This window comes from Pseudomonas nicosulfuronedens, from assembly GCF_005877905.1.
In the GTDB taxonomy this organism is placed as follows: Bacteria; Pseudomonadota; Gammaproteobacteria; order Pseudomonadales; family Pseudomonadaceae; genus Pseudomonas; species Pseudomonas nicosulfuronedens.
Window position 1 is genome coordinate 60,098 of sequence record NZ_SWDV01000036.1, and the last position, 24,976, is coordinate 85,073.

The window sequence follows — 24,976 nt, forward strand, 5'->3', positions numbered from 1 at the left end:
CGCCGCTACTGCACTGCCGCCGCAGCCTGGTCCAGTGGGATGAACTGCACCAGGCCGAGGATCGGCGCGGCCAGGATGCCCTGCACGTAGTTGATACCGCTGCGGCGCAGGCTTTCATGGGTCATCTGCGCCAGCAACTCCAGGCGGCCGATCATGCGGCCGAACTCCCGCTCGAAGGACAGGTTGCGCCCGCTGCTGCTGATCTCGTTGGAGAGCAGCAACGGTTGGCCATTGCTGTCGGTTCGACTGGCCAGCAGCCAGGCAGCCACCTCGATGTTCCAGGCCGCATTGGCGGTCATCTGCGCGTTCAGTCCACTGAGCAGGTGCTGCGTGTCGGTTCCGCCGTAAAGCTCGAAGAGCATGCTGCCTATCCCGTAGATCAACGTGCCGGCCCGGTCGCCCTGGAATTCGGGGGCGAAGGCCAGGGGGAGCACGTCCACCGACTTCCTGCCGTCCAGCCCGGGCAGCGGTTGTTGGTTGCGGATGGCGTCCATGACTCGCTGGTGAGCCTGTTCCCGTGAAGTCGCGCCTGTTTTCTTCCATTGGCCAGGATTGCGCTTGTAGAGCTTGTCGAGCAGCAGCGACAGGCTGCCGAGGTTGTCGCGCATCGCCAGGTTGGCGGCGCGGTTGGCGTCGTTCTGCAGCATCTGCCCGGAGCTGAATCCCTCGCCGTCGACCTTCTTTTTCACCGGCGGTGAAGTGCAGCCGGTGAGCAGGGCGGTGGCTAGGATGCAAAACAGAAGGTGGCGCAGCATTGACGGTCCGGGCGCAGGTAGCGGGCCTGAACCTTGGCGTGTGAGGAGTCGTGGGGCCAGCCGGAACGATCGCGAATGCCGGGTGCCGCAGCGGCCTGCGACCGGCTACTCAGAATGGCGGGGAGGGAAAGCGCCGGCGGGTGCCGGCGCTCGCGGCGATCAGCGCGGCTGGTTCTGCACGATCCAGGCGGAGAAGGCATCGATGATGCTCTTCAGGAAGGGCTCGGTCTTCTCCGACAGCTTGCCGGCTTCGTCGAAGAAGCCGCCCGCACCGCCCAGGTAGGCTTCAGGCTGCTGCAGCACCGGCATGTTGAGGAACACCAGCGACTGGCGCAGATGGTGGTTGGCGCCAAAGCCGCCGATGGCCCCCGGAGAGGCACTCACCACGGCGCAGGGCTTGGCGTTCCAGGCGCTCTTGCCGTATGGGCGCGAGCCGACGTCGATGGCGTTCTTCAGCACGCCGGGCACCGAGCGGTTGTATTCGGGAGTGACGAAGAGCACCGCGTCAGCGCGGGCGATGCGCTCGCGGAAGGCGCTGTAGGTGGCGGGCGGAGTGCCCACATCGAGCTCTTCGTTGTACAGCGGCAGGTCGCCGATCTCCACGATCTCCAGCTTCAGGTTGGCCGGCGCCAATGCGGCGAACGCCTTGGCTATCTTGCGGTTCAGGGATTCCTTGCGCAGGCTGCCGACGACAACGGCAACATCGAAGACTTGGCTCATGGCGACTCCTCAGGATCGGGGTATTGAGCCGTTTGTTATAGACGATGAGCGTGACATTGCGTGGACATGGATCAAGGTTCGGCAATCATGTCCTGGTTGTTCTGCATGATCTTGGCTCTGTGGGGTGGGGCATGGCGTCACTAGAGTGGTGCCATGTCCCGCCCGTCCGATTCGAGGTCTCCCATGTGCATGAAAGTCTTCTTCGCCGGCGCCAGCGGTGCCATCGGCCAGCGACTGTTGCCGATGCTGCTGGAGCGCGGCTATCAGGTATTGGCGATCAGCCGCTCCGCACAACGCGCCGCAACGCTGGAAAGCGCCGGCGCGCGGGCGATGCTGCTGGACGTTTATGACGCGCCAGCCCTGCATGCCGCGCTGCTGGAGTTCCAGCCGCGCTGGGTGATCCATCAGCTCACGGACCTGCCAGCCGGTCTGGAGCCAGCCCTGATGCCTGCCGCCCAGTCGTGCAACGCGCGCGTTCGCCGAGAAGGTACCGCCAATCTGGTGGCCGCGGCCCGTGCCGCCGGCGTCGAGCGCATGGTCGCGCAGAGCATCGCCTGGGCTTACGCGCCGGGCGAGCTGCCGCTGCACGAGGAACAACCGTTGGACCTGGGGGCTGAAGGCCCACGCGCCGTCAGTGTCGGCGGCGTCGCCGCGCTTGAGGAGGCGGTGCTCGGTGCCCGTCCGATGGAGGGCATCGTATTGCGCTATGGCCGGCTTTATGGGCCTGGAACCGGTACCGACATGGCTGATCCGAGGCTGGCCGTGCATGTCGACGATGCCGCCCGCGCCGCGCTGCTGGCGCTGGAGTGGGGGGCGCACGGCGTCTACAACGTCGCCGAGCAGGACATCGACGTCAGTTCGGCCAAGGCGCGCCATCGCCTGGGCTGGCAGCCGGGCTTTCGCCTGGCGGGACTGTCAGCGTGAACCTCGCCGTGATTCTCGTATCGCGACGTGAGGTACGCACCGGGCTGGCGCTGGTCGTGACCGTCGCCGCAGGCGCTTTGCTCTGGCAGCCCGGATCGCGGCCAGTGGCGAGCCTTGCGCAAAGCCATGCCGGACCTTTGGCCAGTGCACGGCCCGGCACACAGGTGAAGCGCCTGTCCTGCGAGCCGCTGGCCGACATGCCCGGCAAGGTCGTCACCACGTTGCAGGTGGACTTCCCGCCCAACGGCTACACCCCGGCGCACCGCCATCCCGGCGCGGTAACCGCCATCGTGCTCAGTGGTCAGGTGCGCTCGCAGATGCAGGGCCTGCCGGCGCAGACTTACGCCGCGGGCCAGACCTGGTTCGAGCCCAGCCGCGAACTGCACCTGTTCGCCGAGAACCCCAGCGCCAGCGAGCCTGCGCGCCTGCTGGCAGTGATTGTCAGTGAAGAGAATTGCGGCCCGTTGGTGATCCCCGAACCGACCGTCGACCACCGCCATTGATGCTTTGCGAAAGGAGACTCGCATGACCCCGCTCACCCCCTTTGGCGCCGCCCAGCTCGATGCGGCCCTGGCACGCCTCGGTCTGCCGCCGCGGCGCCCCGCGCCGACGCTGGAGAACCTCGACCGGCTGATCGTCGCAGCACTGCATCACCTGCCTTTCGAGAACCTCGACGTGCTGCTGGAAAAGCCCATCCTGATCGAGCCGGATGCCGTGTTCGCCAAAGTCGTCGAACATCGACGCGGCGGTTACTGCTTCGAGCTGAACAGTCTGTTCGCCCGCCTGCTGTCCAGCCTCGACTACCGGGTGACGCTGCTGGTGGCGCGGGTGCGCTGGGGCCTTCCTGCGGATGCGCCGCTGACCCCGCAGACGCACCTGCTGCTGCGTGTCGACCTGCCCGAGGGGCCACACTTGGTGGATATCGGTTTCGGCGGCCCTGCCTCGCCGAAAGCCCTGCCACTGCGGGTGAACGACGAGTTGCCCGGTGGCTGGCGCATCGCCGGTTCTCTCGAGGAGGAGCTGGAAATCGCCACGCGTTCATCCTCCGGCTGGCAGACGCTGTACCGCTTCACCCTCGCCCCTCAGCACTGGGCGGACTACGGCATGCGCAACTGGTACACCTCGACCTACCCGCAGAGCGTGTTTCGCAACTCCCTGCGGGTGGCACTCAGCGAGGAGGGCGCGCGGTTGTCGTTGCTCAATGGACAGTTCACCCGGCGTTGCGCGGACGGCGAAGTCGAGCAGCACAGCATCGAGAGTGCCGATGAACTGCTTGGCCTGCTGCGTGAGCGTTTCCATCTGCAGCCGGAGGTGGTGGATAGCGATGCGCTACATCGCCGGCTTGGGCAACTGCTGCTGGCGTAAGGTCATTCGCCAGCGGCGGTGGCCGGCACGTCCGGCGCCATGCCGATGGCCAGCCGCACGATGCGCCCCGGCAACTCGTCGCGTTGCAGCGAGCCACCGGGTGAGCCCTCCAGCCAGCTTCCCGCGAGGTCGGAGGCTTGGCATTGCAGGGTGCGCTCCTTCATCAGCAGTTCGCCGGGCGCGGGCTGCAACCAACGGCAGCGACCGTCGAAAATGCGCGCGCCCCTGTCCGGCATGCGTTGGGCTGCGTCGGGCAGGCGATTGCGGAAGTCGAGCGTGGCGAAGGCCTGGTCCGGCGCTCTGGGACTGCCGGCGAGATCGGCGGAGTCGCCGTCGAGCCGGATCTGAATTCGGCTGAGGTCCCGCCTGCAGCCACCCTCGTGTGTGCTCAGTGGTACCTGGAAACTGACCCGGTGCGGCCGCTCGCTGTGGCCCGGCGTCTCGAAGAGGTGATGGGTGACCGTCTGACTGGCGGAATCTCCGCAGTTGGCGCCGCTGTACTGCGCATCGCCAGTGAGCTGGAAGTCACCGGGCAGGTCGGCTTCGAAAGTGAAGTCGTCGCTCGCGCAGCCAGTCAGTGCGAGAGCCGCCATAACGGAGAGCAACGGCCACAGGTGGCACTGGAAGGGGCGGGGAGGCATGACGAAGTCCTGCGGCAGTCGAAACTGCGCAGGAGCATCCACTGATCATCGCGGCGCCAGAATCGGATAGGTCCGGTCTGCGTGTAGGAATGCGCTCAGCCGATCATCCCGAAACCGCGCGCCATCAAGGTTGCCAGCAGCGGCAGGATCACCAGAGCCAGCAGCTCGATGCGGATCGTCATGATCACCAGCTTGGCCTGGCGTTCGCTGGGCACTGGGACGCGCCCGGCCTTGAGCTCATTGCGCCAGTTGAGGAAGGTCATGGTCGGCAGGATCGAGAGGATAGCCACGAGGACGAAAAGACCGATCTTGGCGTGGAACAGGCTGTTGTGCAGGTAGTAGTCCGTCCCTTTGGCGAACCAGACGACGCGCGCGGCGCCGGTCAGCAGCACCAGGCCGGCGCAGGCGCCGTACGCCAGGTCGACTATCACCAGGCTGCGCGCCCGCGACAGGTCCAGCGGCAGGCGGAACAACTGGTGCTCCAGCACCAGCAGGGCGAACAGGAGGAAGATCGACAGGTAGTGCAGGTACGCGGCAATGGCTTGGGCCATGAGAGGGTCCTCTGCTGGGGCCTTTCTTCTGATCAGGCTGAAGCCGGTGGTGCGCTGAAACTCACCCGGTCGCGTCCGGCCTGCTTGGCACTGTAGAGCGCGGCGTCGGCACGTTCCAGTGCCTGGTCGATCTGTTCTTCCGCTGCCAGCAGGGTGCAGCCGATGCTCAGGCTGACTGGCAGCGGGCCGCAGGCCAACGGCACCGGCTCGTGTCCGATCAGTTGGCGCACGCGTTCGGCAACGCGCTGCAGTTCCTCACCATCCTTTACCTTCAGCAGGGCAACGAATTCCTCGCCACCCTGGCGCACCAGCAGGTCGTCCGGCCTCAGGGCAGCACGCAGGCGCCGCGCGCATTCGCAGAGCACCTGGTCTCCGGCGGCGTGGCCGTACTTGTCGTTGATCGCCTTGAAGTGGTCGAGGTCGGCGTAGATCACGCCCAGCTGTACGTGGCTTTCCCGTGCCAGGCGGCACTCGCGGTCCTGGAAGGTGAGCAGACCGCCGCGGTTCCACAGCTGGGTCAGGGGGTCGAGCAGGGCCTTGCGCTGTTCGCGGTCCATCTCCACGCGCAGGTCGCGGTTGCTCTGGATCAGGCTGCGCAGTTGCAGATAGCCCTCGGCAAGGGTGGCGAGGTCGCGGAAGTTGGCCTGCTGCGCCTCGGTCATGCTGCGTGGCCGCGGATCGACCATGCACAGGGTGCCGATGGCCTGGCCGTTGCCGGCGCGAAGCGGGCGACCAGCGTAGAAGCGGATATAGGGCGGGCCGAGTACCAGCGGGTTGTCGGCGAAGCGTTCGTCGAGGGTGGCATCGGGCACCAGCAGGGTGTCGTCGCCGAGGATCGCGTAGCCACAGAAGGACACGTCGCGCTGGGTCTCGCTGGCATCCAGGCCGACGCGGGCCTTGAACCACTGGCGCTCCTGGTCGATCAGGCTGATCAGCACGGTATCGACTTTCACCAGGTCCTGGGTCAGCTGAACGAGGGTATCCAGGTAGTGCTCGGCCGGGGTGTCGAGCAGGTTCATCTCATCCAGGGTCTGTTGGCGCAGGGATTCGTCAACGGGAATGGGACAAGCCGGCATGGCGTCTCCTCAACAGGTCAGGGGCTGGCAGGTACCTGCCAGGCATCTTGGCGTGTCAGCTTCCACGCGTAGCCGGCGAGGACCAGCGCGCGCAGCAACATGAAGCATAGGAAGGTTAGCCATAAACCGTGATTTCCCCAGCCCTGCAGCGCGAACCCGAGCGGCAGGCTGGCGGCGCAGGCCAGCAGCATGGCGTTGCGCATCTCGCGGGCGCGGGTGGCGCCGATGAACAGACCGTCGAGCAGGTAGCTCCACATGCCGATGAGCGGCAGGCAGGCGAGGTAGGGCAGGTACTGGTCGGCGGTGGCACGTACTTCCGGAATGTCGCTCTGCAGGGCGATGAACAGATGCCCGAAGACGGAGAAGAAGGCGACGAACAGCAGGCTGGCGATCAGCGACCAGCCGCACGCGACCACCAGTGACCGGCGCAGGGCGGTGCGGTCGCGGCCGCCGATGGCGTGGCCGCACAGCGCCTCGACGGCATGGGCGAGGCCGTCGAGGGCATAGGCGGTGACCATCAGGCCATTGAGCAGCAGGGCGTTGGCCGCCACCGTGGCGTCGCCCAGGCGCGTGCCCTGCACTGTGAGCAGGAAGAACACGCCCTGCAGCGCCAGGCTGCGGATGAAAATGTCGCGGTTGACCATCAGCAGCGGCCGCCAGCTGGCCCAGGCGCGCAGGCGTGACCAGTCCGGCAGGCCGGGGAAGCGCCTGAGCGCGCCACGGGTCAGCGCCAGGCCTAGCAGCGCACCGCCCCATTCGGCGGTCACCGCCGCCTTTGCCGCGCCGGCCACGCCCCAGCCCAGGCCCAGCACGAACCACAGGCTGAGCACGATATTGATGAGGTTGGTGGTCAGCAGGATCGCCAGCGGCGCACGGGCGTTCTGCGTGCCGAGGAACCAGCCGACCAGTGTGTAGGTGGCCAAAGCTGCTGGCAGGCCGAACAGGCGGATGTGGAAGAACTCACGGGCCAGCACATCCAGCTCGGGGGACGGGCGCATCAGCTCGAGCGCGGGGCCGGTCAGCGGCACGGCCAGCAGACTGAGCAGCAGGGCGAGGCCGAGAGCCAGCAGCAGGCCCTGGCCGAGAATCCTCCGCAGTGCTCCGCCCTCTTCACGGCCGGCTGCCTGGGCGGCGAAGCCGGTGGTCCCCATGCGCAGGAATCCCAGCACGCCGACCAGCAGGGTATAGAGCCCGCCGCCGACCGCCACGGCGCCCAACTGGTGTGCGTGCGGCAGGTGGCCGATCACCGCGCTGTCCACCAGGGTGACCAGCGGCACAGAGACGTTGGAGAGGATCATCGGCGCGGCGAGCGCCCAGACACGACGGTGGGTTGGCGTGTGCCGCCAGGCTTCGAGCAGGGAATTCATGAGGGGCTCCTGAGCTGGCGCGCAGTATAGCGAGCCACCTCAGACGCGGGCGTTCCCCGTAGGAGCGAGCTTGCTAAGGCACGGTGCTATTCGGTTCGCGAGCAAGCTCGCTCCTACGAAAAGCACAAAAGACGCCGTTTCTCCCTGACGGATTGTTATTCAGGCAGTCTTCTTGCGGTAGGCGCAGTAGCCGGGGCGCGGGCCGACCTGCGGGTGGTTGCGGCAGGTGTCCGGGCGCTTGGCGTAGACGCTGCAGAGACGGGTCTTGCGGTCGAGGAAGTAGCAGTCGCCGTTGCTGGTGCGGGTCAGGGTGAAGATGCCGCTCTTCTGGTTGAAGCGCTCGACGACGCCTTCCTTCAGCAGGCGCTTGGCGATGTGCTTCGCCGGCTCGTCGCGCTCGAACTCGTCGACCACGCCGATACGAATGAGGTCGTTGACGTTCACCTCCGCCGGCATGGTGCAGCAGGTGGCGTTGCAGTCCTTGCACAGGCCCGAGGTGTACTTCGCCCAGGTTTCCAGGCGGTCCAGTTCGGCGTTGGCGATCAGCGGTGGTTTTCTCATGGCGGCAAGTCGGTGCGGTGGCGCGAAGGCGCGCATCATAGTGGTCGGCGCGCCGATTTGCTCGGGCTTTCGACGAACAGAGTGGCGATGAACAGCAGGGTGATCTACAGAGCGGCGATTCCGCCGTTATTGCGCAGATAGTCCTTGAAGGTCGGGTAGCAGATGAGGAACCAGGGTGTGAAACGCTCCGGGTGCGCAGCCATCTCGGCTTCCAGCTCGGGCAGGGCGACGTAGCGGAAGTCGTCGGCCTCTTCCGGATCGGGGTGCGGCGATTGCTCGTCGACGGCGCCGAACAGGTGGCCGTACTCGTGTTCGGTCATGCCGTTGGCCAACTCCAGGCGATAGCTGAACTCGAACAGCTTGTGCAACTCGACCTGTACGCCCATCTCCTCGCGCAGCCGGCGTTCGGCGGCGTGCTTCGCGGATTCGTTCGGGTAAGGGTGGCCACAGCAGGTGTTACTCCACAGCCCGCCACAGTGGTACTTGCCCGCCGCGCGGCGTTGCAGCAGCAGTTCGCCGGCGCGGTTGAAGACATAGACCGAGATGGCGCGGTGGCGCAGCCCCAGATGATGGGCCTGGTGTTTTTCCATCGTGCCGGTCGGGTTGTCGTGTTCGTCGACCAGGATCACCTGGATATCGGTCATGGAAATCTCCTGCGGGCGAGCCATCCGAGCTCAGAGTAGACGGATGGTGTTCAGCCCTTGCGGATCATCCAGATACCAACGGCGATGGCGGCCATGCCGGCGATCTTCAGGGTGCTCACCGGCGCTTCCTTGAAACCGGCCCAGCCGAAGTGGTCCAGCGCCAGTGCCATGCCCAGCTGGCCAGCGAGCACCAGCACCATGAACATCAGCGCGCCGACGCGCGGTGCGGCGAAGGCGGCGATGAAGATGAAGAACATCCCCAGGAAGCCGCCGCACCACTGCCACCAGGGCATCCCGCGCATCGCCGCGAGGCTGGGGAATTCGCGGTTGGCCAGGGTCAGCGCAAGCAGACCCAGCATGCCGACGAAGAAGGAAATCAGTGCGGCGGCCAGCACGCTGGACACCTGTTTGGCCAGTTGGCCGTTGATGCCGGCCTGAAGTGGCAGACAGGCGCCGGCGATCAGTGGCAGGACGAACAACCACCAGGGTGGCGTAGGCATGGGAAACTCCGGAAATGCTCAGTGAGCAGGGCAGCGAAGGGCTGGCCTGCGGTCGATCGAGAATAGTTAGCCGCGTAGTATGCACCAGACGGGAGCATCGCTCCCGCCCCGATGGAGGTCCCAACCATGGCCACCCGCGCCTCCCGCGTGCTGAGCGTCCGCATCGAGCGTCCGCGCGACGCTGCCTACGCGTTCCTCGCCGATCCGAAGAACTTCCCCTATTGGGCCTCGGGCCTGTGCAGCGCCATCGAGCCGCTGGAAGGCGAACTCTGGCTGGCTCAGACGCCCCAGGGCCCCCTGCGCGTGCGTTTCTCGCCACGCAATGCGTTCGGTGTGCTCGACCACGACGTGCTGCCCGAGCAGGCCCCGGCCGTCCACATCCCGCTACGGCTGATCGCCAACGGCGATGGCTGCGAGCTGCAACTCACTCTGCTGCGCCAGCCGCAGATGGACGACGCTACCTTCGAGCGCGACGCGCAGTGGGTGGAGAAGGACTTGCGAGCGATCAAGGTGTTGCTGGAGTCCTGAGCCCAGGCGAGTGCATGGTTGTAGGAGCGAGCTTGCTCGCGAACCGTCCGGCGCTGGAGTAGCCGGAAAATTCGTTCGCGAGCAAGGACTGGGCGTCCCCCTCGGTCCTACGAAAAGCGGTTACAACCGCGCGGCGAGTTCGGCACCTTCGCGAATGGCCCGCTTGGCATCCAGCTCCCGCGCCACGCTGGCGCCGCCGATGACGTGGTAGCGCAGGTTTTCTGCCGCCAGCGTCGGTTGCAACTCCAGCAGCGGCTCCTGGCCGGCGCAGATCACCACGTTGTCCACCGCCAGGCATTGCTCCTGGCCGTCGATGCGCAGGTGCAGGCCGTCATCGTCGATGCGCAAATACTCCACTGCGCCCAGCATTCGCACGCCGTGATGCTTGAGGTGCGCGCGGTGCACCCAGCCGCTGGTCTTGCCCAGTCCGGCGCCGGGCTGGCCGGCCTTGCGTTGCAGTAGCCAGAGCTGCCGGTGTGTGGATGCGGCGACCGGCGGGATTAGCCCGCCTCCCGTGGCGTTGTCGAGGTCGATGCCCCATTGGCCGAGCCATTCGCCCAGAGGTTGCGGGCTGTCACGCTCGCTCAGCAGGAAGCTGGCGACGTCGAAGCCGATGCCGCCTGCGCCGATCAGCGCAACCTTCTGGCCCACCGCTGCACCCCGCAGCACATCGAGGTAACTGAGCACCTTGGCGTGGCTGATCCCCGGAATCGACGGCGTGCGCGGCTGGATGCCCGTGGCGACTATCACTTCGTCATACTCGCCGCTGAGTTCACCGCGCTGGATGCGCCGGCCGAGTTGCACTTCCACGCTCAGTTCGCCCAGGCGCACGGAGAAGTAGCGCAACGTCTCGTGGAATTCCTCCTTGCCCGGCACGCGCTTGGCCAGGTTGAACTGCCCGCCGATCTCCACAGCGGCCTCGAACAGCGTCACCCGGTGGCCGCGCTCGGCAGCGACGCAGGCGGCGGACAACCCGGCCGGCCCCGCGCCGATCACCGCGATGCGTTTGTGGACGCGTGCCTTTCGGTAGCGCAGTTCGGTCTCGAAGGCTGCGCGTGGATTGACCAGGCAACTGGCGCGGCGGTTGGCGAAGGCGTGGTCCAGGCAGGCCTGGTTGCAGGCGATGCAGGTGTTGATCGAAGCGGCGCGGCCAGCGGCGGCCTTGGCCACGAACTGTGGATCGGCCAGCAGCGGTCGGGCCATGGAGACAAGGTCTGCGTGGCCTTCGGCGAGCAACTGCTCGGCGACTTCCGGTGTGTTGATGCGGTTGCTGGCGATCACTGGCACGCGCAGTTCGCGGCGCAGGCGTGCGGTCACTTTGGCGAAGGCCGCGCGCGGCACCGAGGTGACGATGGTCGGCACCCGCGATTCGTGCCAGCCGACGCCGGTGTTGAGCAGGTCGATGCCGGCACCTTCGAGGGCGCGCGCCACGGTGCGTACCTCGTCCCAGCTGTTGCCCCCATCCACCAGATCGAGCAGCGACAGGCGGTAGCTGATGACGAAGCGCTCGCCCAACGCGCGGCGGGTACGACGGACGATCTCCAGCGGCAGGCGCATGCGGTTGCCCAGGTCGCCGCCCCAGCGGTCTTCGCGCTGGTTGGTTCGCGGGCAGAGGAACTGGTTCAGCAGGTAGCCTTCGCTGCCCATGATCTCCACGCCGTCGTAGCCGGCGGCGTGGGCGAGTTTCGCGCAGCGCACGAAGGCGGCGATGGTGCGCAGGATGCCGCGCTCGGACAGCTCGCGCGGGGCGAACCAGCTGATCGGCGACTTCACCGGTGAGGCCGAGACCACCAGCGGGTGATAGCCGTAGCGCCCGGCGTGGAGAATCTGCAGCAGGATGCGCCCGCCCTCGCGGTGCACCGCCTGGGTTAGGCGACGGTGCGCCGGCACCTGAAGGCCGCTGGTGAGACTGCTGCCCAGCGGCAGCAACCAGCCTTCGCGGTTGGGTGCAAAGCCGCCAGTGATGATCAGCCCGACGCCGCCGCGCGCACGCTCGCGGTAGTAGGCAGCGAGCTTGCCGAAGTCCCACAGACGGTCTTCCAGCCCGGTGTGCATCGAGCCCATCACCACGCGGTTGCGCAGTTGGAGGGGGCCCAGGTCCAGCGGGGCGAGCAGGTGAGGGTAGGGCGAGGCGGCGGACGACATGGAAGCGCTCTTGGGCAATCAGGTCCTGCCACCCTAACGGGACGGTGGTGGGGCGGTTAACGGCCCGGCTGCCGTGCCGTTCGGGCATTTCGGTCAAGCGCTTCGGTTGACAGGAGCGCCACAGCTTCCAGACTGAAACCATGGCAGGGCTGCAAGGCCCCGATCGCAGGCTGAAGTGACGGAGGTCGTCATGAAAGCGATAAGAACAAGACACGCGCGCCATTACCTGCTCGCTGCCCTCATCGGCGTGGCGCTGCTCGGGCTGCACGAGTCCCTGCAGCCGGATCGGGCACAATCCGCTTGTCGCCCCGATGGCGAGAGTATCTCCTGCGCCTACCCGCCCGTTGCCCATTTGGGGGTACTTGGCAGTGCGTTCTAAGTGACGCACTGACGCGCGTCAATGCGCCGCAAAGTCTCCGCGTGCATGGTCAGCGCCCGGCTGAAGACTGGCTTATTGCCTCAGCTTGGCTATCTTTTAAGCAGCAAGGGTCCGGCCATGCACCGGACGTACGCTGCCTGATCAGGAGACGCACGATGGATATGAACCGTCGGCAATTTTTCAAGGTCTGCGCCGTGGGCCTTGGAGGATCGAGCCTGGCGGCACTCGGGATGGCACCCCCGGATGCATTCGCCGACCAGATCCGCCATTTCAAGCTTGCGCGCACCGTCGAGACCCGCAACACCTGTCCGTACTGCTCGGTCGGCTGCGGCATCCTCATGTACAGCCAGGGTGATGCGGCGAAGAACGTTGCGCAGAACATCATCCACATCGAGGGTGATTCCGATCACCCGGTCAACCGCGGCACGCTTTGCCCCAAAGGCGCCGGCCTGCTCGACTTCGTCCACAGCCCCAACCGCCTGAAGTACCCGCAGATTCGCGAAGCGGGTTCGTCGGAGTGGAAGCGCATCGGCTGGGACGAGGCGCTGGATCGCATCGCCAAGCTGGTGAAGGAAGACCGCGACGCCAACTTCATCGAGAAGAACGCCCAGGGCCAGACGGTGAACCGCTGGCTGACCACCGGCTTCCTGGCCGCGTCGGCGTCTTCCAACGAGGCCGGCTACATCACCCACAAGGTGGTTCGTTCTCTCGGCGTACTGGCGTTCGACAACCAAGCGCGTGTCTGACACGGCCCGACGGTGGCAAGTCTTGCCCCGACGTTTGGCCGTGGAGCCATGACCAACCATTGGACCGACATCAAGAATGCCGATCTGATTCTGATCATGGGCGGAAACGCCGCTGAAGCGCACCCGTGCGGCTTCAAGTGGGTGACCGAAGCCAAGGCGCACAACAAGGCGCGCCTGCTGGTGGTCGACCCCAGGTTCACCCGTTCCGCTTCGGTGGCCGACTACTACGCGCCCATCCGTACCGGCACGGACATCGCCTTCCTCGGCGGCCTGATCAACTACCTGCTGGAAAACGACAAGTACCAGAAGGAATACGTGCACAACTACACCGACGTCTCCTTCATCGTGAAGGAAGGCTTCGGCTTCGAGGACGGCCTGTTCAACGGCTACGACGCGGAGAAGCGCACCTATCCGGACAAGTCGTCCTGGCAGTACGAGATGGGCGAGGACGGTTTCGCCAAGGTCGACCCGACCCTGACGCATCCGCGCTGCGTGTTCAACCTGATGAAGCAGCACTACAGCCGCTATACGCCGGACGTGGTGAGCAACATCTGTGGCACGCCCAAGGACATGATGCTCAAGGTGTGGGAAGAGATTTCCACCACCGCGGCACCGACCAAAGTGATGACCATCATGTACGCCCTGGGCTGGACCCAGCACTCGGTGGGCGCGCAGATGATCCGCACCGGTGCGATGGTCCAGCTGTTGCTGGGCAACATCGGTATGCCCGGCGGCGGCATGAACGCCCTGCGCGGCCACTCCAACATCCAGGGTCTGACCGACCTGGGGTTGCTGTCCAACTCGCTTCCCGGCTACATGACCCTGGCCGGCGATGCCGAGCAGGACTTCACCGCCTACCTGGCCAAGCGCACCGCCAAGCCGCTGCGTCCGGGGCAACTGTCGTACTGGCAGAACTATCCCAAGTTCCACGTCAGCCTGATGAAGTCCTGGTTCGGCAAGTCCGCGACCAAGGAAAACAACTGGTGCTACGACTGGCTGCCCAAACTGGACGTGCCAGGCGCCGGCTATGACGTGCTGCGTTACTTCGACATGATGTACCAGGGCAAGGTCAACGGTTACTTCTGCCAGGGCTTCAACCCCATCGCATCCTTCCCCAACAAGGCCAAGGTCAGCGCCGCGCTGGCCAAGCTGAAGTGGATGGTGGTGATGGACCCGCTGGCGACCGAAACCTCCGAGTTCTGGCGCAATGCCGGCGAGCACAACGACGTCGACACCAAAGCCATCCAGACCACGGTGTTCCGCCTGCCCACCAGCTGCTTCGCCGAGGAAGACGGCTCCATCGTCAACTCCGGCCGCTGGCTGCAGTGGCACTGGAAAGGCGCCGAGCCGCCGGGTGAGGCACGTACCGACATCGCCATCATGAGCGGCCTGCTGCATCGCCTGCAGGCAGCCTATCGCAAGGATGGCGGGGCCTTCCCCGACCCGATCCTGGGTCTGGACTGGCCGTACCTGACGCCGGACGAACCGACCCCGGAGGAGATCGCCAAGGAATACAACGGCAAGGCGCTGGCCGACCTGATCGACCCGAACAACGGCATGGTCCTGGCGAAAGCCGGCGAGCAGCTTCCGGCCTTCGCGCTGCTGCGCGACGACGGCAGCACCGCCAGCGGCTGCTGGATCTTCGCCGGCTCCTGGACACAGCAGGGCAACCAGATGGGCCGCCGTGACAACAGCGACCCGTACGCCATGGGCCAGACCCTGGGCTGGGCCTGGGCGTGGCCGGCCAACCGGCGGATCCTCTACAACCGCGCTTCGGCTGATGTCAGCGGCAAGCCGTGGGACCCGGTGAAGAAGCGCCTGGTGTGGTGGAACGGCAAGGCCTGGGGCGGCACCGATATCCCGGACTTCAAGGCCGACTCGGCACCGGAAGCGGGGATGAACCCGTTCATCATGAACCCCGAAGGCGTGGCGCGTTTCTTCGCCGTCGACAAGATGGCCGAGGGCCCGTTCCCCGAGCACTACGAGCCGTTCGAGACGCCCATCGGGATCAACCCGCTGCACAAGGACAACCCCAAGGCCACCAGCAACCCGGCCGCGCGGGTGTTCAAGAACGACATGGAACTGTTCGGCAAGGCCGACGAGTTCCCCTACGCCGCGACCACCTACCGGCTCACCGAGCACTTCCACTTCTGGACCAAGCATTGCCGTCTGAATGCCATCGTCCAGCCGGAACAGTTCGTCGAGATCGGCGAGGCGCTGGCCAAGGAACTCGGTATCAAGGCCGGCGACCGCGTGAAGGTCTCCTCCAACCGCGGCTACATCAAGGCGGTGGCGGTGGTGACCAAGCGCATCCGTCCGCTGCAGGTCAACGGCCAGACCGTGCACCACGTGGGCATCCCCCTGCACTGGGGCTTCTCCGGGGTCGCGCGCAACGGCTACCTGACCAACACCTTGACGCCGTTCGTGGGCGACGGGAACACGCAGACGCCAGAGTTCAAGTCCTTCCTCGTCAACGTGGAGAAGGCGTGAGGTGAAGCATGAGTAGTCAAGACATCTACGCCCGCTCCGCCACGACCTTGCCGTCACCCTCGGTGCGGCACGAACAGGAAGTGGCCAAGCTGATCGACGTGTCCAAATGCATCGGCTGCAAGGCCTGCCAGGTCGCCTGCTCGGAATGGAACGAGCTGCGCGACGAGGTGGGCCACAACCACGGCACCTACGACAATCCGATCGACCTCACGGACCAGTCCTGGACGGTCATGCGCTTCACCGAGCATGAGAACCCCAACGGCAACCTCGAGTGGCTGATCCGCAAGGACGGCTGCATGCACTGCGAGGAACCTGGCTGCCTCAAGGCCTGCCCGAGCCCCGGGGCGATCGTGAAGTACGCCAATGGCATCGTCGACTTCAACCAGGACCACTGTATCGGCTGCGGCTACTGCATCACCGGCTGTCCGTTCAACATCCCGCGCATCTCGCAGAAGGACCACAAGGCGTACAAGTGCACCCTGTGTTCCGACCGCGTGGCGGTGGGCATGGAGCCGGCCTGCGTGAAGACCTGCCCGACCGGCGCCATCGTCTTCGGCACCAAGGAAGACATGAAGGAGCATGCCGCCGAGCGTATCGAGGACCTGAAGTCCCGTGGCTTCGAGAATGCCGGTCTGTATGACCCCCAAGGCGTGGGCGGCACGCACGTCATGTACGTGCTGCACCACAACGACCAGCCTTCGCTGTACGCCGGCCTGCCCGACAAGCCGGCCATCAGCCCGATGGTCAGCCTGTGGAAAGGCCTCACCAAGCCGCTGGGCCTGCTGGCCATGGCGGGCGTGGTGCTGGCCGGGTTCTTCCACTACACCCGCATCGGCCCCAACCGGGTCGAGGAGGACGAGGAAGACGGACCCGACCCCCAGGCGCCGGTGCACAAGGTCGACCCTTCGGTGCATGACTACGATCCGCGTGATCCCCGCTGACTGACTTCCGCCCTCCTCGCGGGGAGGGCGGATAAGGGCAGCAAGGAGCCCGACGACATGAAAAAAGATATCCAGCGTTACAACGCCAACGAACGGAGCAACCACTGGATGGTGGCCATTCTGTTCTTCCTCGCCGGCCTCTCGGGGCTGGCGCTGTTCCACCCGGCCATGTTCTGGCTGACCAACCTGTTCGGCGGCGGCCCGTGGACACGCATCCTCCACCCCTTCCTCGGGGTGGCGATGTTCCTGTTCTTCCTTGGCCTGGTGATCCGCTTCGCCCACCACAACCTGGTGGAGAAGCGCGACGTGCAGTGGCTCAAGCAATGGCGTGACGTGGTGACCAACCGCGAGGAGAACCTCCCGGAAGTCGGCCGCTACAACGCCGGGCAGAAGCTGCTGTTCTGGACCCTGCTGCTGTGCATGCTGGTGCTTCTGGTGACGGGCATCGTGATGTGGCGGGCCTACTTCAGCCACTGGTTCGGCATCGACATCATCCGCATCGCCTCGCTGCTGCATGCCTTCGCCGCCTTCGTGCTCATCTGCAGCATCCTGGTGCACATCTATGCCGGCATCTGGGTGAAGGGCTCGATGGGCGCCATGCTCTACGGCTGGGTCAGCCGAGGCTGGGCGCGCAAGCACCATGCGGCGTGGCTCAAGGATGTGGACAAGGGCAAGGGCCACTGAGCTTTGATCTAATCGCCGGCTGGCATTGACCTGCCAGCCGGCACGGACAGTCCCCTCTCCCACCGGGAGAGGGCTAGGGTGAGGGGCTCTTCCGGCCCCAATCCCCCATCAACAAGGAGTCCTGCGTGTCAGGCCGAATTCTCGAACCCGGGCAGATCGAAGCTGCCGCGAACATCCCGCCGCTGTTCAACCTGCCGCCCCATGACCTGTTCTCACACCGCTCCGCGCGCCTGCGCGAACTGGCGCCGGGCAATCCCCTGCAGGGCTACCTCGAACTGATTGCCGGCGTTTGCGATACCCAGCAGGCGCTGCTCGACCGCAGGCTGTTCCTGTCCTCGCCGGACGCGGCTGCCCTGGCGCGCAGTCGCGAACACCGCATGCCGCCGCTGGCCTATGAAGTGCTGGTGCGCGAAGGTGCGTGGTTGCCTCTGCTGGATGCCTTCCTCGACGCTTATGAGCAGACCGCCAACCCAGCCATAGTCGAAGCGCTGAAGACCCTGCGCAACGCTGACTCCGGCCAGCGCAAGGCCTGGGCGCTGGGGTTGCTCAACGGCCAGTTCGACCTGCTGCCGCCAGCGCTGGTGCCCTTCCTCGGCGCCGTGCTGCAGGTCGCCTTCAGCCAGTGGCTGCTGCAACTGCCCGACGACACCCTGGTGGAGACCGACAGCCAGACCCTCTGCCCGGCCTGCGGTGCTCCCCCGGTGGCCGGGATGATTCGCCACCAGGGCAAACACGCCGGCCTGCGCTACCTGGCCTGCTCGCTGTGTTCCTGCGAATGGCACTACGTGCGCGTCAAATGCAGCCACTGTGCCGAGAGCAAGGGCCTGGCCTACTACTCGCTGCAGCGCGAAGGCGTCGCCAGCGACCAGGCACCGCTCAAGGCCGAGACCTGCCCCGGCTGCCAGTCCTACCTCAAGCAGTTCTACCTGCAACACCACAAGCACGCGGAACCCCAGGCGGACGACCTGGCCAGCCTCGCGCTGGACATCCGCCTGGCCGAGGACGGCTACCTGCGCACCGCGCCAAACCTCCTGCTGGCGCCGGGCGGCTCCTCGTAGGACGGGTGGAGCGAAGCGATACCCATCGAGCACAGCATGGGTATCGCAGGCTCCACCCATCCTACGAAAGCCGAGCGACAACGGCGGATAACGCGTTTCGCGTTATGCGCCCTACACTGACTCCAGCCATCGTCCCCCGCACAAGGTTCGTCCATGACCTCGGTACGTTTGCCCTCCATCGACCGCCTGCTGCGTAGCCCGGCCTGCCAGCCGCTGCAGCAACGCTATGGCCGCGAGGCCCTGCTCAAGACCCTGCGCGATCTGCTCGACGAGCTGCGCGAACCCGCACGCCACGGCCACTTGGCTGCCGTCGAGCTGGAAGAGTCAGTGCTCGCTGGCCGTGCTGGCGAGCGCCTCGCGGCACACCACGCCAGCCGCGTGCGGCGCGTGTTCAACCTCACCGGCACCGTGCTGCACACCAACCTCGGCCGCGCCTTGCTCCCCGAGGAAGCCATCGAAGCGATCACGATGGCCGCGCGCTACCCGCTCAACCTCGAATTCGACCTGGCCACCGGCAAGCGTGGTGACCGCGACGACCTCATCACCGGGCTGATCCGTGAGCTAACCGGCGCCGAAGCCGTCACCGTGGTCAACAACAATGCTGCCGCCGTGCTGCTGGCGCTCAACAGCCTGGGTGCGCGCAAGGAAGGCATCATCTCCCGTGGCGAGCTGATCGAGATTGGCGGTGCCTTCCGCATCCCCGACATCATGTCCCGCGCCGGCGTGAAGCTGGTCGAGGTCGGCACCACCAACCGCACCCATGCCAAGGACTACGAGGCCGTGATCGGCCCGCGTTCCGGCCTGCTGATGCGCGTGCACACCAGCAACTACAGCGTGCAGGGCTTCACTGCCAGTGTGCCGACGCCGCAACTGGCGCAGATCGCCCACGCCCATAACCTGCCGCTGCTGGAGGACCTGGGCAGCGGCACGCTGGTCGATCTCACCCGCTGGGGCTTGCCCAAGGAACCGACGGTGCAGGAAGCCCTGTCTGACGGCGCCGACATCGTCACCTTCAGCGGCGACAAGCTGCTCGGTGGCCCCCAGGCCGGCCTGATCCTCGGCAGCAAGGAGCTGATCGGACGGATCAAGAAGAACCCGCTCAAGCGCGCCCTGCGGGTGGACAAGCTGACCCTCGCCGCGCTGGAGGCCGTCCTCAACCTCTACCGTGATCCGGACCGCCTGGCCGAGCGCCTGACCAGCCTGCGCCTGCTCAGCCGCCCGCAGGCCGATATCTGCACCCAGGCCCAGCGCCTTGCGCCGGCGTTTGCCACGCTGCTCGGCGAAGGCTGGAGCGTCAGCGCCGAAGATGCCCTGGGTATGATCGGTAGCGGCGCCCAGCCGGTCGCGCGGCTGCCCAGTGCCGCGTTGTGCCTGCGGCCAAACCAGCCCAAGCGCCAACGCGGCCGCGCCCTGCTGGACCTGGAAGAACGCCTGCGCTGCCTGCCAATCCCGGTGCTTGGCCGCATCGACGACGATGCGCTCTGGCTCGACCTGCGCCAGCTCGACGACGAGCCCGGCTTCGTCGCCCAACTGCCGCTGCTGGCCGAGGGCGACGCGTGATAGTCGGCACTGCCGGGCACATCGACCACGGCAAGACCTCGCTGCTGCGCGCCCTGACTGGCGTGGAAGGCGACCGCCGCCCCGCCGAACGGGAGCGCGGTATCACTATCGATCTCGGTTACGTGTATGCCGACCTGGGAGACGGCGCGCTCACTGGCTTCATCGACGTGCCGGGCCACGAGCGTTTCGTCCACAACATGCTCGCCGGCGCCAGCGGCATCGACCTGGTGCTGCTGGTGGTGGCCGCCGACGACGGCGTGATGCCGCAGACCCGCGAGCACCTCGCTATCGTCGAGTTGCTGGGTATTCGCCGCGCCATCGTCGCCCTGACCAAAGTCGACCGGGTGCTGTCCGAACGGGTGGAGCAGGCCACGGGTGAAGTGCAGGCATTGCTGGCCGAAGGGCCACTGGCCGGGGCGCCGATCATTCCTGTATCCAGCAGCAATGGCGAAGGCATCGACCGGCTTCGCGAGGCCCTTTGCGATGCTGCCCGAGAGACGCGTGAAGGCACAGCCGAGGGTGGATTCCGCCTGGCCGTCGACCGAACTTTCAGTGTCAGTGGCGCGGGCGTGGTTGTCACCGGCACGGCCTTCGCCGGCAACGTTCAAGTCGGTGACGAGCTGTTGCTGGGAAGTGCTGGGCGTCGTGTGCGCGTGCGCGGTCTGCACGCGCAGAACCGCGAAGCGCAGCAGGCCCACGCGGGCCAGCGTGTAGCGGTGAACATTGCTGGCGAACGCCTGAGCCTCGAGCAGATTCACCGGGGCGACTGGCTGATCGCTGGCGAACTGCATGCGCCCACCACGCGCATCGATATCGACCTGAATCTGCTGTCCAGCGAAACCCGCGCCTTCGCCCACTGGACGCCAGTGCATGTGCACCTCGGTGCGCAGGACGTCACCGGCCGCGTCGCACTGCTCGAAGGTGAGCGCCTGCAGCCCGGCGAGCACTGCTTTGCGCAGCTCGTGCTGAACGCCCCCAGCCACGCCGTGCATGGCGATCACCTGGTACTGCGTGACCAGTCCGCGCAACGCACGCTGGGCGGCGGTCGCGTGCTCGACCCTTTTGCCCCCGCGCGCAACCGGCGCAGCCCGGAGCGTCTGGAACAGCTCCGTGCCCTGCAGGGCGACAGCCTTGAAAGCGCTTTGCCGACGCTGCTGGCGCACGCCAGCAACGGCCTTGATCCCGCTCTGCTGGCGCGCCAGTTCAACCGCCCGCGTCAGGGCTGGCAGCTACCCGGCGAACTCGTCGAAATCCACACCCGGCTCGGCGCCCGGCTGTTCGCCGCCGAGCGCTGGTCCGCGCTGCAACAGCAACTACTCGATGCCCTGCAGCGCTTCCACGCCGAAGCCCCCGACGAACTCGGCCCCGACCGTGATCGCCTGCGCCGCTATGCCTTCTCGGCGCTTGAACGTCCGGTCTTCATCGCCCTGCTGGAAAGCCTGCTGGCGGTGGGGAGTGTCGACAGTAGCGGCCCCTGGCTGCATCTGCCGGATCACCGCGTCCAGCTGGGCGAAGCGGACGAAAAATTGCGCGAACGCCTCTGGCCGCTGTTGCTGGCCGGCGCCTTCGACCCGCCTTGGGTACGTGACCTCGCCCGCGAGCTGGGTGCGGACGAGGGCGATGTGCGCCTGCTGTTACGCAAGCTCGCCCGTCTGGGCCAGCTGCACCAGGTGGTGAAAGACCTGTTCTACCCCGAAGAGTCCCTGCGTCAACTCGCCGGCCATGCCCTGCACCTGCGCGACGAAGCCGGCATCATCCGCGCCGCCGCCTTCCGTGACCGCATCGGCATAGGCCGCAAGCGCTGTATTCAGCTGCTGGAATACTTCGACCGCATCGGCTTCACCCGCCGCTTTGGCAATGAGCGGCGGATCAGGGAGGATTCGGCGCTGGCGCAGGGCCCGTCGGAGGACGCTGCCTGACTATTGGTCGGAAGCGGATTTCGTGGGGACGGGTAAATCACCTACAGTAGATTAGATATATACAAGGTATATACCTATTCATTACCAGGTGAGCCCCATGAGCAAAGAAGCCGTATTCACCATGAAGCTCGAACCCGAATTGCGCGCCGAATTCATGGCTGCTGCCGAGGCTGCTCATCGTCCTGCTTCCCAGGTCATGCGCGAGCTGATGCGCGACTTCATTCGTCAGCAACATCAGGCCAGGCATTACGACGAGTACCTGCAGGCGAAGGTCGAGGCAGGACGAGCCTCGATAGTGGCCGGCGATGGACACTCCGACGAAGAAGTTGAAGCGGCCTTCGCGGCGCTCCGATCAAGGGCGTCCCCGAGTAAATGAAGGTCATCTGGACGAGAGACGCCCGGCAGGATCGTTTGGATATCTGGGAATACCTCGTCTGCGAAAACCCCGACGCTGCCGTACGGGTGGATTTGCTGTTCAGCGCCTCTGTCACCAAGCTCAGAAGTTTCCCGCAGATGGGCAAACCAGGTCGGATTCCCGGCACGCGCGAAATGATTCCCCATGAGAGCTATCGCATCGTCTATCAAGTCGAGGCGGACACTCTGTGGGTTCTTGCGCTGGTGCACACCGCCCGGATGTGGCCGGCATTGAGGGAGGACTGACAATTCTTCTCTGCCACTCTGAGCGCTGTCTTGCTGAAATCGAACAAGTATTAGCGCCCCGGCAGCACCTGATCCACCCGCTGCACGAGGTAGTCGTAGAACGGATTGGACGTCACCCGCTGGAACAGGTCCAGCCCGACGATCAGCACACCGCGTTCACCGCGGGGCGTGAGGGTGCCCAGGTGAATACCAAAGTCTTCGCCGGCCTGCGGGTGCTGGCCGTAGAGCGCATCGTCGGGCGGAAAGGGCAGCGCAACATGGGACAGCGAGAACAGGTCCGGCGGGTAGCTGGTCGCCAGTGGCAGGTTTTCCTGCTGCTGGCTGTGGGCTGGCGTGTGCAGGGCGCTGGCCTGGCTGGTTTGCGGGCTGTTGGAGATCACGGTCAGGTCGTAGTTGCGCTCGCGCTCCGGTAGCAGGCGATCACCGAGCGTGGCCATTTCCGGGCGCAGCAGCGGGCCATAGTTCAACGAGCGGTTGAGGTCGAACAGCACCAGTTCGCTGCCGTTAGCCGGTAGTCGGTCGTAGAGGTTGCTGATTACCGCCGGGGTGCTGACGGTGCTGTCGGCAAGGGACTGGAAGGTGAGGATAGGCGGCAGGCGGGCGAGGCTGCCGCTGCGGCCGGCGCTCTCCAGGCTGGCCTGCACGGCGTCAGTCAGCTCCACGGTCTGGCGTGCCGCGGCGATGGGGAAGGAGTTGTACTTGAACGGGTTGAACTCCGGCAGCACGTTCAGCCAGGCTGCCTTGGCGAAGGCCGGCAGCAGGGCGGGCAACCCGGCCAGTCCGGCGAACTGTGCGTAACGGGTGACGCCGATCATGGGCGAAATCAGGACCACCTGTTTCGGCATCGTGAGGCCCGGGTCGTCCAGCGCATCCAGGCTGTACTTCATTGCCAGTGCACCACCGTTGGAGAAGCCCACCATCAGCAGTGGTGCGCCTTTGGGCAGTTGTGTAGCGGCCTCGCGCACGGCCAGCCGGGTGGCGGCCATCCAGTCTTCCCAGTCCGCGTCGGTGAGCCCGGCCGGCACAGTGCCGTGGCCCGGCATGCGGATCGCGATTACCACGAAGCCCTGCTGCCGCAGATGCTCGCCCAGGTGGCGCAGGCTGTAGGGCGAGTCGGTCAGCCCGTGCAGCAGTACCGCTGCGCCGCGCACGTCACTGGCGGGGCGCATCTCGTAGGAGCGATTCCAGTCTGTGGAGAAGTGGCCGGGGTAGACCTGGCTCTGGTCGAAGTAGCGGTTGTAGGCGACGCGCTCGAAGGGTTGAAGGCTGGCCGCCATCTCCTTGCGCATGGCCTGCATCAACTTGTCCTCGGCGGCCAGGTAGCCGGCCCAGTCGATGCGATCGATCTGATCACTGTGCAGATCGCTCGGCACCCAGGTGTGCCAGGGCTCCAGCGGCGGGATGTTGCGCAGCGCAGCGACCCGTAGCCCCAGCGCCAGCACGGCGATGGCGAGTATGACGATGACCAGCCAGAGCAGCGCCCTGGTGAGTTTTGCGTTCAGCATGGAATTCCCTTGTCAGCGTGCGGGACAAGCATAGAGCCCCCGGCGCCACAAAGTTCGCCTGTGGATCAAAGGGTCGAGACCGCCTCGACGTAATCGGCGTTGCCGATGCCCACTTGAGCCCACACCGGGCGCGTCTCGTTGCCTTGTCGGTCGTACTGCTCGTCCGCGTCCCACAGCGTGACGATCTGCCCCGGAAACAGGTACTCGCTGTCAGTGAATTCGTGCGCGCCGGAACCGTCCGCCGAGGCGATCAGCGAGAACAGCTCGCCGGCCGCCAGTGAGAAAACATCCACCCCCCGGTAGCGGGCGAGGTAACGCTCACTCTGGGACAGGCCGATGAACCAGACGAACCCGTGCTCGTCGCACTCGGTCTGGATCGCGGCCTGACAGAAGTAATCCGTCGGCCCGTTGTACGACTCCAGCGGGAAACCCACGGCGGCCAGCGCATCCCGCGCCATGGCTCGTGTGTCGCCGAGACAGATGGGACCAATACCCTGATGAGGAGAAATGTCGAGGATGGGTAGAGTGGGCTTCATGCCGTGGGGCTCTTTGGGACACTGCTAGCGAGGTTAGAGCACGGACCAGCAATTCGTCGCCTTTTTCTGGCCAATAAATAGCAAATTGATTACAGATGGCCATGATTCAGGTGAGCAGCCCGGAAAGTTCCTTGGGACCTCTGCGGCATCACCGCGCTGGCATCCTTCATGGCAACAGTGGCAACATCCGGGCTCCCGCTTTCGCCGCTGCACTCGCGCAGCCGGCTTCTGTCCAGGGAAGGCAATCACGCCCGGTGGCGTGGCCGGGCTTCAAACCCGGTGGGGGACGGCAGCCGTTCCTGGGTGAGTTCGACTCTCACTGCCTTCCGCCACTTTCTTTCAGCAGATCATGATCCCCTCTTCGGGCATCAATTCTTTGCGAGCGCTTGCCACCTCGGAACCGAGCACAATCAATGACTGGATGTTGTGCCAGAACAGTTCCTCGGGAAATTTCGACGGGGCGAGCAGGTCCATGACGAGAAAATAGGGATGCTCGATCACTCCGGCCAAAGGTGGCACTACCCCGACGAGTTGCATGCAGTACTGCTCGGGGATTGGTTCGGAGTCGCAGACGGTTTCGACGAGGACGTAGCTACCAATGAGATCGGCGGCTTGGGTTAGGTCGAGCTTAGCCATGTCTTTCTCCTGGGCATCGAGGATTCCAACCTGGCGGCTCCATGACGAATTCACGTCCTTTGTCCCCGATGAGCAAACCGGGCTG

The 24,976-nt window shown here is 65.7% G+C and carries 25 protein-coding genes and 1 tRNA gene; 13 read left to right on the forward strand and 13 right to left on the reverse strand.

Features of this window, described 5'->3' with window-relative positions; genetic code table 11:
- Positions 1 to 5 precede the first annotated feature (5 nt).
- Together FAS41_RS23610 and FAS41_RS23615 are read right to left on the reverse strand one after the other, a co-directional pair.
- Positions 6 to 755, reverse strand: coding sequence for a hypothetical protein (locus tag FAS41_RS23610; RefSeq protein WP_138525823.1), 750 nt, complete (start codon positions 753 to 755; stop codon positions 6 to 8).
- A gap of 159 nt (positions 756 to 914) precedes the next feature.
- Positions 915 to 1,475, reverse strand: coding sequence for an NADPH-dependent FMN reductase (locus FAS41_RS23615; protein ID WP_138525824.1), 561 nt, complete (start codon positions 1,473 to 1,475; stop codon positions 915 to 917).
- A gap of 183 nt (positions 1,476 to 1,658) precedes the next feature.
- Between FAS41_RS23615 and FAS41_RS23620 the strand changes: the two genes are divergently transcribed.
- Genes FAS41_RS23620 through FAS41_RS23630 form a run of 3 tightly spaced genes read left to right on the forward strand, consistent with a single transcriptional unit; the run spans position 1,659 to position 3,764 of the window.
- The gene (locus FAS41_RS23620; protein WP_138525825.1) at positions 1,659 to 2,399 is read left to right on the forward strand and encodes an NAD-dependent epimerase/dehydratase family protein; all 741 of its coding nucleotides are present in this window, start codon (positions 1,659 to 1,661) and stop codon (positions 2,397 to 2,399) included.
- Entirely contained in the window at positions 2,396 to 2,902 is a 507-nt protein-coding gene (locus FAS41_RS23625; protein WP_246084929.1) for a cupin domain-containing protein, read from the forward strand. The genes FAS41_RS23620 and FAS41_RS23625 overlap by 4 nt, the downstream gene beginning before the upstream one ends.
- Positions 2,903 to 2,924: 22 nt before the next feature.
- Entirely contained in the window at positions 2,925 to 3,764 is an 840-nt protein-coding gene (locus FAS41_RS23630; RefSeq protein WP_138525826.1) for an arylamine N-acetyltransferase family protein, read from the forward strand.
- A 2-nt stretch (positions 3,765 to 3,766) separates the two neighbouring features.
- Here FAS41_RS23630 and FAS41_RS23635 read toward each other — a convergent pair whose 3' ends face one another.
- The 7 genes from FAS41_RS23635 to FAS41_RS23665 all read right to left on the reverse strand — a co-directional run bounded on the left by FAS41_RS23635 (position 3,767) and on the right by FAS41_RS23665 (position 9,104).
- Positions 3,767 to 4,405: a hypothetical protein gene (locus FAS41_RS23635; protein WP_138525827.1), complete on the reverse strand. Its 639-nt coding sequence runs from the start codon at positions 4,403 to 4,405 to the stop codon at positions 3,767 to 3,769.
- Positions 4,406 to 4,500: 95 nt separating this feature from the next.
- Positions 4,501 to 4,956 carry a DUF2214 family protein gene (locus FAS41_RS23640; RefSeq protein WP_138525828.1) on the reverse strand — a complete coding sequence of 152 codons (456 nt, stop codon included), beginning with the start codon at positions 4,954 to 4,956 and terminating at the stop codon, positions 4,501 to 4,503.
- Positions 4,957 to 4,988: 32 nt separating this feature from the next.
- A complete protein-coding gene (locus tag FAS41_RS23645) occupies positions 4,989 to 6,032 on the reverse strand; it encodes a sensor domain-containing diguanylate cyclase (RefSeq protein WP_138525829.1) in 1,044 nt (347 codons plus the stop codon).
- Between the two features lie 17 nt (positions 6,033 to 6,049).
- Positions 6,050 to 7,399 (reverse strand): MATE family efflux transporter, encoded by a 1,350-nt coding sequence (locus tag FAS41_RS23650; RefSeq protein ID WP_138525830.1) that lies wholly within the window; start codon positions 7,397 to 7,399, stop codon positions 6,050 to 6,052.
- Positions 7,400 to 7,558: 159 nt separating this feature from the next.
- Positions 7,559 to 7,960, reverse strand: a complete 402-nt coding sequence (locus FAS41_RS23655; RefSeq protein WP_138525831.1) for a YkgJ family cysteine cluster protein — start codon at positions 7,958 to 7,960, stop codon at positions 7,559 to 7,561.
- Positions 7,961 to 8,064: 104 nt separating this feature from the next.
- Complete coding sequence (gene idi / locus FAS41_RS23660) at positions 8,065 to 8,604, reverse strand: isopentenyl-diphosphate Delta-isomerase (protein ID WP_138525832.1); 540 nt, start codon at positions 8,602 to 8,604, stop codon at positions 8,065 to 8,067.
- A 50-nt stretch (positions 8,605 to 8,654) separates the two neighbouring features.
- Positions 8,655 to 9,104 (reverse strand): DMT family transporter, encoded by a 450-nt coding sequence (locus FAS41_RS23665; RefSeq protein ID WP_081515646.1) that lies wholly within the window; start codon positions 9,102 to 9,104, stop codon positions 8,655 to 8,657.
- Between the two features lie 126 nt (positions 9,105 to 9,230).
- Here FAS41_RS23665 and FAS41_RS23670 point away from each other — a divergent pair, with 126 nt between their 5' ends.
- Positions 9,231 to 9,632 (forward strand): SRPBCC family protein, encoded by a 402-nt coding sequence (locus tag FAS41_RS23670; RefSeq protein WP_138525833.1) that lies wholly within the window; start codon positions 9,231 to 9,233, stop codon positions 9,630 to 9,632.
- 120 nt (positions 9,633 to 9,752) lie between these two features.
- On the opposite strand, the gene FAS41_RS23675 is transcribed toward FAS41_RS23670, so the two are convergent.
- Positions 9,753 to 11,777, reverse strand: a complete 2,025-nt coding sequence (locus tag FAS41_RS23675) for an NADPH-dependent 2,4-dienoyl-CoA reductase (RefSeq protein ID WP_138525834.1) — start codon at positions 11,775 to 11,777, stop codon at positions 9,753 to 9,755.
- Between the two features lie 534 nt (positions 11,778 to 12,311).
- On the opposite strand from FAS41_RS23675, the gene fdnG reads away from it, so the two are divergent.
- From fdnG to FAS41_RS23715, 8 genes are all read left to right on the forward strand, one after another.
- On the forward strand, positions 12,312 to 15,392 hold the full coding sequence (fdnG, locus tag FAS41_RS23680; RefSeq protein ID WP_138525835.1) for a formate dehydrogenase-N subunit alpha: 3,081 nt from the start codon (positions 12,312 to 12,314) through the stop codon (positions 15,390 to 15,392).
- A gap of 8 nt (positions 15,393 to 15,400) precedes the next feature.
- The gene (fdxH, locus tag FAS41_RS23685) at positions 15,401 to 16,333 is read left to right on the forward strand and encodes a formate dehydrogenase subunit beta (RefSeq protein WP_138525836.1); all 933 of its coding nucleotides are present in this window, start codon (positions 15,401 to 15,403) and stop codon (positions 16,331 to 16,333) included.
- Between the two features lie 57 nt (positions 16,334 to 16,390).
- The gene (locus FAS41_RS23690; RefSeq protein WP_138525837.1) at positions 16,391 to 17,017 is read left to right on the forward strand and encodes a formate dehydrogenase subunit gamma; all 627 of its coding nucleotides are present in this window, start codon (positions 16,391 to 16,393) and stop codon (positions 17,015 to 17,017) included.
- A gap of 125 nt (positions 17,018 to 17,142) precedes the next feature.
- Positions 17,143 to 18,075 carry a formate dehydrogenase accessory protein FdhE gene (fdhE, locus tag FAS41_RS23695; RefSeq protein ID WP_138525838.1) on the forward strand — a complete coding sequence of 311 codons (933 nt, stop codon included), beginning with the start codon at positions 17,143 to 17,145 and terminating at the stop codon, positions 18,073 to 18,075.
- Positions 18,076 to 18,228: 153 nt separating this feature from the next.
- Entirely contained in the window at positions 18,229 to 19,635 is a 1,407-nt protein-coding gene (gene selA / locus FAS41_RS23700) for an L-seryl-tRNA(Sec) selenium transferase (RefSeq protein ID WP_138525839.1), read from the forward strand.
- On the forward strand, positions 19,632 to 21,554 hold the full coding sequence (selB, locus tag FAS41_RS23705) for a selenocysteine-specific translation elongation factor (protein ID WP_138525840.1): 1,923 nt from the start codon (positions 19,632 to 19,634) through the stop codon (positions 21,552 to 21,554). Before selA ends, selB begins: the two co-directional genes overlap by 4 nt.
- A 97-nt stretch (positions 21,555 to 21,651) precedes the next feature.
- The gene (locus FAS41_RS23710) at positions 21,652 to 21,930 is read left to right on the forward strand and encodes an antitoxin of toxin-antitoxin stability system (RefSeq protein WP_138525841.1); all 279 of its coding nucleotides are present in this window, start codon (positions 21,652 to 21,654) and stop codon (positions 21,928 to 21,930) included.
- Positions 21,927 to 22,214, forward strand: a complete 288-nt coding sequence (locus FAS41_RS23715; RefSeq protein ID WP_138525842.1) for a type II toxin-antitoxin system RelE/ParE family toxin — start codon at positions 21,927 to 21,929, stop codon at positions 22,212 to 22,214. Before FAS41_RS23710 ends, FAS41_RS23715 begins: the two co-directional genes overlap by 4 nt.
- Before the next feature lie 50 nt (positions 22,215 to 22,264).
- Here FAS41_RS23715 and FAS41_RS23720 read toward each other — a convergent pair whose 3' ends face one another.
- Positions 22,265 to 23,719 (reverse strand): alpha/beta hydrolase, encoded by a 1,455-nt coding sequence (locus FAS41_RS23720; protein WP_138525843.1) that lies wholly within the window; start codon positions 23,717 to 23,719, stop codon positions 22,265 to 22,267.
- Between the two features lie 65 nt (positions 23,720 to 23,784).
- Positions 23,785 to 24,255: a hypothetical protein gene (locus FAS41_RS23725; protein ID WP_138525844.1), complete on the reverse strand. Its 471-nt coding sequence runs from the start codon at positions 24,253 to 24,255 to the stop codon at positions 23,785 to 23,787.
- A gap of 236 nt (positions 24,256 to 24,491) precedes the next feature.
- Between FAS41_RS23725 and FAS41_RS23730 the strand changes: the two genes are divergently transcribed.
- Positions 24,492 to 24,587 (forward strand) — tRNA-Sec (locus FAS41_RS23730).
- 7 nt (positions 24,588 to 24,594) lie between these two features.
- Here the strand turns inward: FAS41_RS23730 and FAS41_RS23735 are convergent.
- The coding region (locus tag FAS41_RS23735) for a hypothetical protein (RefSeq protein ID WP_218939124.1) at positions 24,595 to 24,976 on the reverse strand (382 nt) is incomplete at its 5' end.

Excerpts from the sequence above, each read along its gene's own strand:
- FAS41_RS23610 (WP_138525823.1), bottom strand. The coding sequence starts at position 755 with ATGCTGCGCCACCTTCTGTTTTGCATCCTAGCCACCGCCCTGCTCACC.
- FAS41_RS23615 (WP_138525824.1), bottom strand. The coding sequence starts at position 1,475 with ATGAGCCAAGTCTTCGATGTTGCCGTTGTCGTCGGCAGCCTGCGCAAG.
- FAS41_RS23620 (WP_138525825.1), top strand. The coding sequence starts at position 1,659 with ATGTGCATGAAAGTCTTCTTCGCCGGCGCCAGCGGTGCCATCGGCCAG.
- FAS41_RS23630 (WP_138525826.1), top strand. The coding sequence starts at position 2,925 with ATGACCCCGCTCACCCCCTTTGGCGCCGCCCAGCTCGATGCGGCCCTG.
- FAS41_RS23635 (WP_138525827.1), bottom strand. The coding sequence starts at position 4,405 with ATGCCTCCCCGCCCCTTCCAGTGCCACCTGTGGCCGTTGCTCTCCGTT.
- FAS41_RS23640 (WP_138525828.1), bottom strand. The coding sequence starts at position 4,956 with ATGGCCCAAGCCATTGCCGCGTACCTGCACTACCTGTCGATCTTCCTC.
- FAS41_RS23645 (WP_138525829.1), bottom strand. The coding sequence starts at position 6,032 with ATGCCGGCTTGTCCCATTCCCGTTGACGAATCCCTGCGCCAACAGACC.
- FAS41_RS23650 (WP_138525830.1), bottom strand. The coding sequence starts at position 7,399 with ATGAATTCCCTGCTCGAAGCCTGGCGGCACACGCCAACCCACCGTCGT.
- FAS41_RS23655 (WP_138525831.1), bottom strand. The coding sequence starts at position 7,960 with ATGAGAAAACCACCGCTGATCGCCAACGCCGAACTGGACCGCCTGGAA.
- idi (WP_138525832.1), bottom strand. The coding sequence starts at position 8,604 with ATGACCGATATCCAGGTGATCCTGGTCGACGAACACGACAACCCGACC.
- FAS41_RS23665 (WP_081515646.1), bottom strand. The coding sequence starts at position 9,104 with ATGCCTACGCCACCCTGGTGGTTGTTCGTCCTGCCACTGATCGCCGGC.
- FAS41_RS23670 (WP_138525833.1), top strand. The coding sequence starts at position 9,231 with ATGGCCACCCGCGCCTCCCGCGTGCTGAGCGTCCGCATCGAGCGTCCG.
- FAS41_RS23675 (WP_138525834.1), bottom strand. The coding sequence starts at position 11,777 with ATGTCGTCCGCCGCCTCGCCCTACCCTCACCTGCTCGCCCCGCTGGAC.
- fdxH (WP_138525836.1), top strand. The coding sequence starts at position 15,401 with ATGAGTAGTCAAGACATCTACGCCCGCTCCGCCACGACCTTGCCGTCA.
- FAS41_RS23690 (WP_138525837.1), top strand. The coding sequence starts at position 16,391 with ATGAAAAAAGATATCCAGCGTTACAACGCCAACGAACGGAGCAACCAC.
- selA (WP_138525839.1), top strand. The coding sequence starts at position 18,229 with ATGACCTCGGTACGTTTGCCCTCCATCGACCGCCTGCTGCGTAGCCCG.
- FAS41_RS23710 (WP_138525841.1), top strand. The coding sequence starts at position 21,652 with ATGAGCAAAGAAGCCGTATTCACCATGAAGCTCGAACCCGAATTGCGC.
- FAS41_RS23715 (WP_138525842.1), top strand. The coding sequence starts at position 21,927 with ATGAAGGTCATCTGGACGAGAGACGCCCGGCAGGATCGTTTGGATATC.
- FAS41_RS23720 (WP_138525843.1), bottom strand. The coding sequence starts at position 23,719 with ATGCTGAACGCAAAACTCACCAGGGCGCTGCTCTGGCTGGTCATCGTC.
- FAS41_RS23725 (WP_138525844.1), bottom strand. The coding sequence starts at position 24,255 with ATGAAGCCCACTCTACCCATCCTCGACATTTCTCCTCATCAGGGTATT.